The 12,524-nt window shown below is 67.6% G+C and carries 11 protein-coding genes; 2 read left to right on the top strand and 9 right to left on the bottom strand.

What is annotated here, in order from left to right; genetic code table 11:
• Positions 1 to 312: 312 nt before the first annotated feature.
• From ABZ942_RS03410 to rimP, 7 genes are all read right to left on the bottom strand, one after another.
• Complete coding sequence (locus ABZ942_RS03410) at positions 313 to 1,314, bottom strand: bifunctional oligoribonuclease/PAP phosphatase NrnA (protein ID WP_357378590.1); 1,002 nt, start codon at positions 1,312 to 1,314, stop codon at positions 313 to 315.
• Between the two features lie 13 nt (positions 1,315 to 1,327).
• Entirely contained in the window at positions 1,328 to 1,771 is a 444-nt protein-coding gene (gene rbfA, locus ABZ942_RS03405) for a 30S ribosome-binding factor RbfA (protein ID WP_357378588.1), read from the bottom strand.
• Positions 1,772 to 1,795: 24 nt separating this feature from the next.
• Positions 1,796 to 2,086 carry a DUF503 domain-containing protein gene (locus ABZ942_RS03400; RefSeq protein ID WP_357378586.1) on the bottom strand — a complete coding sequence of 97 codons (291 nt, stop codon included), beginning with the start codon at positions 2,084 to 2,086 and terminating at the stop codon, positions 1,796 to 1,798.
• A 98-nt stretch (positions 2,087 to 2,184) separates the two neighbouring features.
• A complete protein-coding gene (infB, locus tag ABZ942_RS03395; RefSeq protein ID WP_357378584.1) occupies positions 2,185 to 5,220 on the bottom strand; it encodes a translation initiation factor IF-2 in 3,036 nt (1,011 codons plus the stop codon).
• 110 nt (positions 5,221 to 5,330) lie between these two features.
• The gene (locus ABZ942_RS03390; protein ID WP_357379353.1) at positions 5,331 to 5,690 is read right to left on the bottom strand and encodes a YlxR family protein; all 360 of its coding nucleotides are present in this window, start codon (positions 5,688 to 5,690) and stop codon (positions 5,331 to 5,333) included.
• A gap of 68 nt (positions 5,691 to 5,758) precedes the next feature.
• Entirely contained in the window at positions 5,759 to 6,790 is a 1,032-nt protein-coding gene (gene nusA, locus ABZ942_RS03385) for a transcription termination factor NusA (RefSeq protein ID WP_357378582.1), read from the bottom strand.
• Positions 6,787 to 7,461, bottom strand: coding sequence for a ribosome maturation factor RimP (gene rimP, locus ABZ942_RS03380; RefSeq protein ID WP_357378580.1), 675 nt, complete (start codon positions 7,459 to 7,461; stop codon positions 6,787 to 6,789). Before rimP ends, nusA begins: the two co-directional genes overlap by 4 nt.
• Before the next feature lie 268 nt (positions 7,462 to 7,729).
• Here rimP and ABZ942_RS03375 point away from each other — a divergent pair, with 268 nt between their 5' ends.
• Together ABZ942_RS03375 and ABZ942_RS03370 are read left to right on the top strand one after the other, a co-directional pair.
• Complete coding sequence (locus ABZ942_RS03375; RefSeq protein ID WP_357378578.1) at positions 7,730 to 8,332, top strand: hypothetical protein; 603 nt, start codon at positions 7,730 to 7,732, stop codon at positions 8,330 to 8,332.
• Entirely contained in the window at positions 8,329 to 8,763 is a 435-nt protein-coding gene (locus ABZ942_RS03370) for a ferritin-like domain-containing protein (RefSeq protein ID WP_357378576.1), read from the top strand. Before ABZ942_RS03375 ends, ABZ942_RS03370 begins: the two co-directional genes overlap by 4 nt.
• A gap of 57 nt (positions 8,764 to 8,820) precedes the next feature.
• On the opposite strand, the gene ABZ942_RS03365 is transcribed toward ABZ942_RS03370, so the two are convergent.
• Both ABZ942_RS03365 and ABZ942_RS03360 read right to left on the bottom strand, forming a co-directional pair.
• On the bottom strand, positions 8,821 to 10,572 hold the full coding sequence (locus tag ABZ942_RS03365; RefSeq protein ID WP_357378574.1) for an acyl-CoA dehydrogenase family protein: 1,752 nt from the start codon (positions 10,570 to 10,572) through the stop codon (positions 8,821 to 8,823).
• A 161-nt stretch (positions 10,573 to 10,733) separates the two neighbouring features.
• On the bottom strand, positions 10,734 to 12,491 hold the full coding sequence (locus ABZ942_RS03360; protein ID WP_357378572.1) for a proline--tRNA ligase: 1,758 nt from the start codon (positions 12,489 to 12,491) through the stop codon (positions 10,734 to 10,736).
• Positions 12,492 to 12,524 lie beyond the last annotated feature (33 nt).

Raw genomic sequence — 12,524 nt, 5'->3', positions numbered from 1 at the left:
ACGGCGCTGCGCCCTCCGCCGGGTCACCCTCGGTCGACACCTTGCCGCTCATGAAACCTCCCTCACCACAACGCATCCCACGCGGACAGATCGTCAGCCCGGCACGGCGGTCGGGTCGCGATCATCGTGCCGTGGCCACCGCAGGCCGGACAGCAACTACTCCCGTCACCCTGCCATGAGGCACCGACAGACCAGCGACTTCACACACCCAGTCGCCGTTCACAGATCGCATAGGCGTCAGCGATATGCCGCCGGACGCCAAGTCGCCGTGACGTGCGCGCAGATCGAGGGGTGCGGACAGCACGACACCGCTCAACCCAGAGCGGCCAGCAAGGTAGCAACAAGCTCGTCCGCAGCCCCGTAGGCCGTGTACCCGGCGGCGAACCGATGCCCGCCACCCCCGAGTGCCGCCGCTATCTCGGCAACGTCCACCCCGTCATCCGCCCCCGGCCGACTGTCACGCGCACGCAGCGACACCGTCCACCGGTTCCCTCCGGTACTGGATTCCTTGAACACCGCGGCAATCCCCGCTTCCGAGGTGGTGCGGACGATGTCGATAACACTCTCCGCCTCTTCGGAACTCACCCCGGCGATGTCATCGAGCCGCACGAACGCGTACACCAGCCCGATGCCGCCGCGCACCTCCGGCACGAGCTGCGCGGTGCCGAGCACCCGGGACAGCATGGTCAACCACCCGAACGGATGGGTGTCCAGCAGCGTCCTGGCGATCTCGGCACCGTCGATGCCGGTGGCCAACAGCCGCTCGGCCAACTCGTGTGTACCGGGTCGAACCCACCGGAACGAGCCGGTGTCGGTCACCAGACCGGCGTAAAGGCAATGCGCCACTTCGGAATCGATCGCCACGCCCCACACGTCGAGCAACCGCACGATCAGGCTGGTCGTCGATTCCGCACCGGCGTCGACCACATTGATCGTCCCGAACCGGCCATTGGATCGATGATGATCGATCACCAAAGTCTCTGCCGCCCCGGCCATTCGATCGACCAGCGCACCGAGCCGTCCGGCGCTACCACAATCGACCGCGATCAGCAGATCGACCTCGGCGGGCACGTCGGCAGGCGCCACCAGGTGATGCACACCCGGCAGCGACCGCATCGATTCGGGCAACTCGGCCGGTTCGGCGAACGACACCCACACCGGCACTCCGCGCCGATGCAGGATCAACGCCAGCGCGAGACCACTGCCGACGGTGTCAGCGTCCGGTTGCACATGGCAGACGATGGTGACCGAACGGGCGGCGTTCAACGCCTCGACGGCAGATTCGAGGTCGACCGCGTCCCGCATTGTCGTCATCGTCTACCGCATGTCACTCTGCGTCGTCGCGTTCGACCTTGTACGGGTCGGCGTCTCCGGCGTGCCTGGCGTTCGCAGCCACCTTCGCCACCTCTTCGTCCGCGGCCTTGGCCCTGGCCAGTAGCTCTTCCATGTCCTTGGCGACCTCGGGCACCTTGTCGAGCACGAACGCCAGGGTCGGCGTGAACTTCACACCGGTGCCCGCACCCACCTTCGAGCGCAGCACTCCCTTGGCCTTCTCCAGGCCTGCGGCCGCGCCCGTATAGTCCGGTTCGGCGTCCAAGGTTTCGCCGAGCACCGTGTAGTACACCGTCGCGTCGCGCAGATCGCCGGTGACCTTGGCGTCGGTGATGGTCACGAAACCCAGCCGCGGATCCTTGATCTCGTACTCGATCGCGGTGGCCACGATCGAGGAGATCCGCTTGGCGAGTCGGCGTGCCCTGGCTTGATCCACCATGGCTGAACCTTCCTCACTAGATAGTTAGTCTTCGGGTCCGAAGATCCTGCGGCGCACTGCCAGCAACTGTAACTCCGGACGTGCCGCGACGTGCCGCTCACAGCGGTCGAGTACCTCGGTCAGGTGATCCATACCGGAACTGACCAGGGCTACCCCCAGCAATGAGCGACGATGGCGGTCTTGCTCTCCGCCCTCGGCGGCACTCACCCCGAAGCGCTGCAATTCGGCCAGGATGGGCCGGATCACCGAACGCTTCTCTTTCAGTGAGTGCACGTCTCCGAGCAGGAGGTCGAACTCGAGTGCCCCCAGGAACAACTACACACCTCTTTGTGTCGAAAATGCTCGAGCCTTCGAGAAGCTCATCCCGCACGTCACGCCGGGCGGGCGCCCGGCGTGACGTGCGGCGAGTGAACTCAGTCGCGCGGCTTCTCGCGCAGCTCGTAGGCCTCGATGATGTCGCCTTCCTTGATGTCGTTGTAGGTCAACGTCAAACCGCATTCGAAGCCCTCGCGGACCTCGGTGACGTCGTCCTTTTCCCGCTTCAAGGAGGAGATCGTGACCGTTTCGGCGATCACCACGTTGTCGCGGAGCAAGCGCGCCTTGGCGTTGCGCTTGACCGAACCCGAGGTGACCATGCAGCCGGCGATGTTGCCGACCTTCGACGAACGGAAGATCGCGCGGATCTCCGCCCGGCCCAGCTCGACCTCTTCGTAGATCGGCTTGAGCATGCCCTTGAGGGCCTTCTCGATCTCGTCGATGGCCTGGTAGATCACCGAGTAGTACCGGATGTCCACGCCTTCGCGGTTGGCCAGCTCGGTGGCCTTGCCCTCGGCCCGGACGTTGAACCCGATGATGATCGCGTTCGACGCCGACGCCAGGTTGACGTTGGTCTCGGTGACACCACCGACACCGCGGTCGATGACCCGCAGGCGAACCTCGTCGTCGATCTGGATACCGAGCAGCGCCTCTTCGAGGGCCTCGACGGTACCGGAGTTGTCGCCCTTGAGGATCAGGTTGAGCTCCGAAGTCTCCTTCAGTGCGGCATCGAGATCTTCCAGGCTGATCCGCTTGCGGCTGCGTGCGGCCAGCGCATTGCGCTTGCGTGCGTTGCGGCGGTCGGCGATCTGGCGAGCGATCCGGTCCTCGTCGACAACCAGCAGGTTGTCACCGGCGCCCGGCACCGACGTGAAGCCGATGACCTGGACCGGCCGCGACGGCAGCGCCGCGATGACATCCTCGCCGTGCTCGTCGACCATGCGCCGGACGCGACCGTAGGCGTCGCCCGCCACGATCGAGTCGCCGACGCGCAGCGTGCCGCGCTGGATGAGCACGGTCGCCACCGGGCCACGGCCGCGGTCGAGGTGCGCCTCGATGGCCACACCCTGCGCGTCCATGTCCGGGTTCGCCCGCAGATCCAGTGCCGCGTCCGCGGTGAGGAGGACCGCCTCGAGGAGAGCCTCGATGTTGATGTTCTCCCGCGCGGAGATGTCGACGAACATGGTGTCGCCACCGTATTCCTCGGCCACCAGGTTGTATTCGGTCAGCTGCTGCCGGATCTTGTCCGGGTTCGCGCCTTCCTTGTCGATCTTGTTGACCGCCACCACGATCGGCACGTCGGCCGCCTGCGCGTGGTTGATCGCCTCCACCGTCTGCGGCATGACGCCGTCGTCGGCGGCGACCACCAGGATCGCGATATCGGTGGCCTTCGCACCACGGGCACGCATGGCGGTGAACGCCTCGTGACCCGGGGTGTCGATGAAGGTGATGAGCCGGTCGGTCTCGCCGAGGTGGGTCATCACCTGGTACGCGCCGATGTGCTGGGTGATGCCACCGGCCTCGCCCTCACGGACGTTGGCCTTACGGATCGTGTCCAGCAGTCGGGTCTTACCGTGGTCGACGTGACCCATGACGGTCACCACCGGCGGACGCTGCTCGAGATCGTCTTCGCCACCCGCGTCTTCGCCGTAGGTCAGGTCGAACGATTCCAGCAGCTCGCGGTCCTCGTCCTCCGGACTGACCACGTGCACGACGTAGTTCATCTCGCTGCCGAGCAGCTCGAGGGTCTCGTCGTTCACCGACTGGGTCGCGGTGACCATTTCGCCTAGGTTGAACAAGGCTTGTACCAAGGCCGCCGGGTTCGCATCGATCTTCTCCGCGAAGTCCGAGAGCGAGGCGCCGCGAGCGAGACGGATGATCTCGCCGTTGCCACGAGGCAGCCGAACGCCGCCGATGGCGGGCGCTTGCATGCTCTCGTACTCGGCGCGCTTCGCCCGCTTCGACTTACGGCCACGACGCGGTGCGCCACCGGGACGACCGAACGCACCGGCCGCTCCGCCACGACCACCGGGACCACCCGGACGACCGCCGCCACCGCCACCGGGGCGACCGCGGAAACCGCCGGGAGCGCCACCGGCACCGGGCGCACCCGTGCCCGCACCAGCGCCACCACCGGGAGCGCCGCCACCGCGGTAGCCACCGCCACCGCCGCCGCCACCGGGACGACCTGCGCCGCCACCGCCGCCGGGACGACCGCCGGGACCACCCGGACGACCGGCGCCGGGTCCACCGGCACCGCCCGGACGTGCCGCACGAGACGGCATCGCACCTGGGTTAGGACGAGGCGGCATCGAGCCGGGGCTCGGCCGCGGACCACCGGGACGGGGACCGCCCTGGCCGGGGGCCGGACGCGAACCACCCTGAGCCGGAGTACCCGGACGGGGCGAACCCTGAGCCGGGCCGGGCCGGGGACCGCCCTGAGCCGGACCCGGACGCGGGCCACCCTGACCGGGGGCCGGACGCGGCGCGGGACGCTCGGGAGCCGACGAATAAGGATTGTTGCCGACCCGCGGGGTCTTCGGACCCGGGCGCGGGCCCGAACCACCGGGACGCGGCGCACCCTGTGCCGGGGCACCGGGACGCTGCTGCTGACCCGGACGCGCGGCGTTCGGCGTCGGGCGCGGCCCGGCCGGAGCTGCGGGCGCGGAGCTCGCGGTCGCCTCGGTGGACGCCGACGCGGCGGCTGCCGGTGCGACTTCCTGGGCGGGCGCGGGCTTGGGCGCGGGGGCCGGGGTCGGACGTGCTGCGGGTCCCGGCTTCACGGCCGGTCCCTCGCTGGTACGCGGGGCTTCGCGGACCGTTTCCTGCTGAGCCGCCGCTGCCGGGGCGGGCGCGGGAGCCGGCGGACGCGGACCCGGACGGGGGCCGTTTCCTGCGGGCTTCGCGGCCGGACGGGCCGACGAGGACGGGCCGGGGCGTGATCCCGACTTGGTGCCGTTCGCGGGGGCTGATTTGGATGCGAACGACTCACGCAACCGGCGCGCGACGGGAGCTTCCACCGTCGAGGACGCCGACTTCACGAACTCGCCCTGCTCCTTGAGCTGTGCGAGTAGTTCCTTGCTGGTGACACCGAGTTCTTTGGCCAACTCGTGCACGCGGGCCTTGCCTGCCACTGCTCTCCTCACTGAGAGGTCGAGCAGGTGCACCCGTTGTTCAGGGACGGGGCCCGCACGACCTCGGGTTATCTCCGATGGACGTTCATCGTTGGTGCTTCACGGTGTGCTCATGAGTGCTCGTGCCTGTTCTCGAGGTACTTCTCCAGGGCTGAGATATCCAGATTTCCGGACACTCTTAGTGCTCTGCCGAATGCTCGGCGCCGCTCTGCCGCGGTCAGACAAGCCGAGACGGGGTGCAACCAGGCACCCCGTCCGGGAAGTCTGCGCCGCGGATCGGGAAGGATCGTGACGGAATGCGGACCGTTTCCGGTATCCGTCTCCCGTGCCACGATCCGCAACAGATCGGCGGCCAACTCGCGCTTCCGGCATCCGATACAGGTCCGAATCGGTTGCGCGTGCTGAACCTGTGTCCACTCTACCGCCGACCCGGTCGGATCAACGAACCGCTCCCCCGCGGAAGTTACCAACATGTCATCCCGACGGTCCGATTCGCGCCCCGGGATGTCCAACGGACGGTGCGCCGCGTCGGTTCCGGTCAACTCCGGTGTGCCTCCGTCCGCACCGAGCCGCCGCCCATGTCCGGGGCGGCGTCGCTGCGGATATCGATCCGCCAGCCGGTCAGCCGGGCGGCCAGGCGGGCGTTCTGCCCCTCCTTGCCGATGGCCAGCGATAGCTGGAAGTCCGGCACCACGACCCGCGCGGCGCGCGCCTCGGGATCGACGATAGTGACCGACACCACTTTCGACGGAGACAGCGCATTGCCGACGAACGTCGCCGGATCCTCCGCGTAATCGATGATGTCGATCTTCTCGCCGGCCAGCTCGCTCATCACGTTGCGCACCCGCTGCCCCATCGGGCCGATGCAGGCGCCCTTGGCGTTGACACCGGACACGGTGCTGCGGACCGCGATCTTGGAGCGGTGCCCGGCCTCGCGGGCCACCGCGACGATCTCGACAGAGCCGTCGGCGATTTCGGGTACCTCGAGCGCGAACAGTCGCCGCACCAGATTGGGGTGCGTACGCGAGAGGGTGATCTGCGGGCCACGCGGGCCGCGCGAGACACCGACGACGTAGCACTTGATCCGGTCGCCGTGCTCGTAGGTCTCACCCGGCACCTGCTCGGCGGGCGGGATCAGCCCCTCGGCGCCGTTGACCTCGCTGCCGATGCGGACCACGATGGTGCCGCGAGCGTTGGCTCTGGCATCGCGTTGCACCACGCCACCGACGATGTCGCCCTCGTGCGTGGAGAACTCGCCGAAGGACTTCTCGTTCTCGGCGTCGCGCAGCCGCTGCAGCACCACCTGGCGGGCGGTGGTCGCCGCGATCCGGCCGAAACCCTCTGGGGTGTCGTCCCATTCGGAGACCATGTTGCCGTCGGCGTCCAGCTCGCGCGCCATCACCCGGACCGTGCCGGTCTTCTGGTTGATGTCGATGCGCGCGTTGGGCTGGTGGCCCTCGGTGTGCCGGTATGCGGTGAGCAGCGCCGACTCGATCGCGGAGATCACGGTCTCGATCGAGATCCCCTTGTCGGCGACGATCGCGCGCAGGGCTTCGATTTCGATGTTCATTCCACGATCCCTTCGGTCGGCGAATCGGACGCTGTTACTGATTCGGGTAGTAATGGTGTTGATCCTCGAACATCCGCGGCGTCGACCGCCGGCTCATCATCTTGCTGGCCAGGTACCGGGCGGCCGGGGATGATGCCCCCGGCGAGTTCCAATTCCTCGGCGCCCGGCTTGGAGAATTCCACTTGCACTACGGCCTCCGCGATATCTGCGAGGGAGACCTGCACCACGTGGGGTTTGTGCTTGCCGCCGAGTACCAGGGCAACTGTATCGCCGCTCAGCTCACCCAGCCTGGCCTCGAACTTCGCCGAGACGCCCGGCTCGGGGGGCGGCGCACTCTCGCGTAGGTGGACGCGCACCTTGCGCCCGCGCGCGCGACGCCAGTGCCGGTCGGCGGTGAGCGGACGGTCCACGCCCGGCGTGGTGACTTCCAGCAGATACGGCGTCTCGCCGAAATCGCCTGCCTCGTCCAGCAACTCCGAGAGTTCGGTGCTGAGGATGGCGATGGTGTCCAAATCGGAAGGGCCGTCGCTGTCGACGGTCACCTTCAATCGAGCCTGCGCGTCCGCATGCTTGCCGGTCGTCGAAATCTCGACGCCCTCGAGGTCGAATCCTCGGCGTTCGACGAGTCCAGCTACCAGCTGGCTCAGCCTTTCCTCGGTCGGCATCGGCATATGGGGCGGCTCCTGGTTCAGTTGTCACGGCGGTGTCGTGTCGAGCGACCTACAAGCAGTCGCACGCGGTGTTGTTTCGAGCGACCTGCAAGCAGTCACTAGCGGTGTTGTTTCGAGCGACCTGCAAGCAGTCACTAGCGGTGGGAATTTTCTACCGAGGGTCTAGCGTAACGCGCCCAGAGAGTGTAAAGGACCAACGGGCAGGCACTACGCGCGCCACGTCTATGCCTGGTCCAGGGGCGCCTCGCGAATCTGGCACGATGGTGCCGTGCCCATCCGCCTTCCCGCGCAGCCGATCGTCCTGTGCACCTCCGGCATCCCCTCCGACCGGCACGCTCCCCGGTTCGCCATGGACCGTCGCGGCATGTTACGGCTTGCCGGTGGCGGCGCGGTCGGCGTGCTCGCGCTCGGCGCGGTGACCGGCTGCAGCGATGACAAGGTGTACGAACCGGATCCGCTTGCCGCCCAAGAGGTTCAAGCCCGCACCGATGCCGCGGCGGCGACCGCGGCCATCGCGTTGGCACCGCAGCGGCACAGCGCGCTGACCGCGATCGCGACCGAAAGGACCGCGCACGCAGACGCTTTGAAGGCCGAGATCGATCGGCTGATCGGCGTTTACGGAGACGGCACCAAGCCGGTCCACCGCACCAAGACAAACGGGCCCGGGCAGGCTTCCGGACCGTCCGCAGTGGCCTCCGGGACGGCCATACCGCCCAGCCCGCCGCCGACAGTCGATGCACTGCGCGCTCAACTCACCAAATCGCAACAGTCGGCCGCCGAGCTGGCGCACGGTCAATCCGGCTATCGGGCGGGGCTGCTCGCCTCGATCAGTGCGGCTTGCGCCGTTCAGGCAGGAGTGTTGCTCGCATGACCGATGCCGAACGCCAGGCGTTGCTCGATGCGCTGCGTGCCGAATACGGGGCGGTGTACGCCTACGGGGTGATCGCCGCGTACGCCTCTTCGGAACGCGGTCGCCTTGTTGCCGAGAACACCGCTGCGCACCGTGCCCGTCGGGACGCCACGATCGATGCCCTCACGGCCGCCGGTGTCACCGCGCCACCGTCGGATGCCGCCTACACGGTCCCGTTTCCGGTCAACGACCCGATTCCGGCCGCTCACTTGGCCGCGACGGTCGAGACCGATACCGCCGTTACATGGCGCTCGGTGGTCGAACGTGCCGACTCCGAATCCGTCCGGCGTATGGGCGTCGAGGCATTGACGGAAAGCGCTGTGCGGCTTGCCACTTGGCAGTCCATCCTGGGCACCAACCCGCCGACGATCGCCTTTCCCGGCAAAGCCTGACCCACTACGCACAAAAGGCCGGTCCCCGCAGTGGGACCGGCCTTTTCGCGTCAATGCCTATGGGCGCATTGCGTACGCACCGTCGTAGGACACGACCTCGGCCCACACGCGGTCGAAGCGAGGACGGTCGGCGACCGGCGGACGCAAAGCCGAAGCGGCCCAACCCTGTTGGTCAGGGGTGGCGGACGGCTTGCCGTAGAGCGTGGTGGCGTAGGCGTTGAAGTCGCGGATCTGGAAGTCGAAGATCTGGTCGAGCAGATCGCGATCCAGGCCGGTGATCGCCGCCTGCTCCAGGATCAGCTGACCGTAGACCACTAGGGAGAACAGGTGGCCGATGGTCAGCATGAAGTCCAGGTCCTGCTGCTGATCGGCGCTCGGGGCGGCGGTGCTCAGCAGCGTGCGCAGCGCCTGGGCCTGCTCGAAGAAGCGGCCGACGTTCGGGATGTCGGCGTGCTGCTGGTAGGCCGGGGTCCAGTCGGCGAACTGCACCTTGCCCGCACCGCGCGCCGGGCCCTGCTGCCAGAAGAACTCGTCGTCGGCGGCATCCTGGCGGGTGCCGATCGCCGGGTAGTCCTTCGGGTTGAACAGGTAGTTCGGCATGAACTTCAGGATCTGCCCGACGTTCACGTGCACGGTGCCCTCGAGCCGGGGCAGCGTGTTGATCAGCCGGGCCACCTCGGCGAAGTAGGTGTTCTTCTCGAAACCCTTGGCCGCCAGCACATCCAGCAGCAGCGTCATCACGGTCTCGCCCTCGGAGGTCACCTTCGACTTCGTCATCGGGTTGAACAGCAGGTAGCGCCGGTCCTCCAGGCTCGCGCTGCGGAAGTAGTCCACGGCGCGGTCGCTGAACAGTTTCATCGCCACGATGCGGGCGTAGGCGTCGACGAAATTCGTTCGCACGTGCGGGAACTCGGTGACCGGGTTGCCGTAGAGGATGCGGTTGTTCGCGTGTGTAATCGCCTCGTAGAAGGAGTGCTCGACCATGCCGATGCCGCCGTGGCAGAGGTTGAACTTGCCGACGTTGACGGTGTTCAGCGCCGCGGAGAATGCCTCAGGTCCGGTGTGCAGGATGTCCTGCGCGCGCACCGGGTAGTTCTCCAAACGGAAAGTGCTGACATACATCTGCTGGTGCACCACGTTGCCGAGCAGCCGGTAGTTCTCGTGCCTGCTGTCCGCGGCGAACCACACGTAGCCGTCGGCGCCCTCGATGTCTGCGCGCCGGGAGAACACCGAAACCATGCTCGCCACATTGCCGTTGCCGATGTAGTACTTCTCGCCGTTGGCGCGGAACAGGATTCCAGCCTCGGCGTCGGCGCTGCCCGGCTCGCTCGGGGTCAGCACGAGGTCGGTGTTGTAGATGTCGGCGCCGTGCTCGCGCTCGGACAGCCCGAACGCCATCACCTGTCCCTCAGCCAGGTCCGCGGCCGCCCGCTGCTTGGCTTCCTTGTTCTCGCTCTGCCAGATCGGGCCGAGGCCGAGGATGGTCACCTGCTCGGCGTACCAGTAGGCCAGGCCGTAGAAGCCGAAGATCTCCGACAGCGCCGCGTTGCGCGCCGCGTCCCAGCGCCGGTTCTCGTCGCCATCGGCGTACGCGGCCGGAGTCAGGAAGGTCGCGAACAGCTTCTCCTTCGCGACGAAGTCCAGGAAGTCCGCCGTCCACACCGCGTCCGCATCATCGGCCAGCAACTGCTGCTTACCCCGCGACTCGAACCATTCGATGGTCGCGCGCAGCAGCCGCCGGGTCTCGGCGTCGAACTGCTGCGGGTCGTAGGTGGCCGGGTTGAACAACAACGCGTCGGTGCTCGTCATGCCGTTAACTTACCAGCGGGTAATCGCAGTCCGGAGCAGGTCTGTCGTACCTCACACAGCAAATCTCCCCTACGCAACCGTAGGTCCCCCGGTCTGTTACACCCGGCAAACAGTGCGGCCCCGATGGAGTATCCATCGGGGCCGCGCTGAGTGGTTGCCGGTTAGCCGCGAACCTTGGCGACGACGGCGGCGACGGCCGAGTCGGCGGGGATCTCGTCGGCTTCGCCGGTGAAGCGGTCGCGGAGTTCGACCTTGCCCTCGGCCCAGCCGCGGCCGACCACGAGAACCAGTGGCATGCCGAGCAATTCGGCGTCCTTGAACTTCACGCCGGGGGATGCGGTGCGGTCGTCGAAGAGGACGTCGAGGCCTTGGGCGTTGAGGCCGGCCACGACCTCTTCGGCGCCGGCGCGGGCGGCGTCGTCCTTGTTCGCGATGACGACGTGCACGTCGTAGGGCGCGACCTCGGCAGGCCAGCGCAGGCCCTTGTCGTCGTGCTGCTGCTCGGCGATCACCGCGACCATGCGGGAGACGCCGACGCCGTAGGAACCCATGGTCAGGCGCACTGGCTTGCCGTTCTCGCCGAGCACGTCGACGTCGAACGCGTTGGTGTACTTCTGGCCGAGTTGGAAGATGTGGCCGATCTCGATGCCGCGGGACGCGACCAGCGGGCCACGGCCGTCGGGCGAGGGATCGCCGTCGCGGACCTCGGCGGCCTCGATAGTGCCGTCGGGGGTGAAGTCACGGCCGGCGACGAGGCCGACGACATGCTTGCCCTTCGCGTCCGCGCCGGTGATCCAGGCGGTGCCGGTGACCACGCGCGGATCGACCAGGTAGCGAACACCGTTGGCCTGCAATGCCTTCGGCCCGATGTAGCCCTTCACCAGGAACGGGTTCGCGGCGAAGTCGGCCTCGGTGAGCAACTCGACCTCGGCGGGTTCGACCGAAGCACCGAGGCGCTTGTCGTCGACCTCGCGGTCGCCGGGGAGGCCGATGCCGACGATCTCGGACTTGCCGTCCGGGTGGCGCAGCTTCACCATCACGTTCTTCAGGGTGTCGGCCGCGGTGACCGGACGGCCGAACTGCTCCGCGATCCCGGCGCTGTTCGCCCAGTCGACCAGCGTCGCGATGGTGGGGGCGTCCGGGGTGTCGTGCACGACGGCCTCGGCCTGTCCCTCGACGGGCAGCGGCGCGGGCGCAGGCGTGATCACGGCCTCCACGTTGGCCGCGTAGCCGGATTCGATGCAGCGCACATAGGTGTCCTCACCGACCGGGCTGTCGGCGAGGAACTCCTCGGACGCGCTACCGCCCATCGCGCCGGCCGTGGCCGCCACGATGACGTACTTGACGTGCAGCCGGTCGAAGATCCGCTGGTAGGCCTCGCGATGCGCGGCGTAGCTCGCCTTCAGGCCGTCCTCGTTCAGATCGAACGAGTAGGAGTCCTTCATGATGAATTCGCGCCCGCGCAGGATGCCCGCGCGAGGCCGTTCCTCGTCGCGGTACTTGTTCTGGATCTGGTACAGGATGACCGGCAGGTCCTTGTACGAGTTGTATTCGCCCTTCACGGTGAGCGCGAACAGTTCCTCGTGCGTCGGGCCGAGCAGGTAGTCCGCGCCCTTGCGGTCCTGCAGGCGGAACAGAGTGTCGCCGTACTCGGTCCAGCGGTTGGTGGTCTCGTACGGGTCGCGCGGCAGCAGCGCGGGCAGCGAGATCTCCTGGGCGCCGATCGCGTCCATCTCCTCGCGCACCACGTTCTCCACTCGGCGCAGCACCCGCAGGCCGAGCGGCAGCCAGGAGTAGACGCCCGGCGCGATGCGCCGCACGTATCCGGCGCGGACGAGCAGTTTGTGGCTGGGCACCTCGGCGTCGGCGGGATCGTCGCGCAGGGTACGCAGGAAAAGGCGAGAGAGGCGGGTGATCACGGATGCACAGGGTAGTCGCTGGCGGAGCGGTGT

Origin of the sequence: Nocardia sp. NPDC046473, from assembly GCF_040645995.1 — a bacterium.
GTDB lineage: Bacteria > Actinomycetota > Actinomycetes > Mycobacteriales > Mycobacteriaceae > Nocardia.
Note: the sequence above shows the minus strand (reverse complement) of the source record. Positions and strands in the feature narration are given on the sequence as shown.

Coding starts and splice junctions, on each gene's coding strand:
- rbfA (WP_357378588.1), bottom strand. CDS start 1,771: ATGGTGGATCAAGCCAGGGCACGCCGACTCGCCAAGCGGATCTCCTCG.
- ABZ942_RS03370 (WP_357378576.1), top strand. CDS start 8,329: ATGACCGATGCCGAACGCCAGGCGTTGCTCGATGCGCTGCGTGCCGAA.
- rimP (WP_357378580.1), bottom strand. CDS start 7,461: ATGCCGATGCCGACCGAGGAAAGGCTGAGCCAGCTGGTAGCTGGACTC.
- ABZ942_RS03410 (WP_357378590.1), bottom strand. CDS start 1,314: ATGACGACAATGCGGGACGCGGTCGACCTCGAATCTGCCGTCGAGGCG.
- nusA (WP_357378582.1), bottom strand. CDS start 6,790: ATGAACATCGAAATCGAAGCCCTGCGCGCGATCGTCGCCGACAAGGGG.
- ABZ942_RS03365 (WP_357378574.1), bottom strand. CDS start 10,572: ATGACGAGCACCGACGCGTTGTTGTTCAACCCGGCCACCTACGACCCG.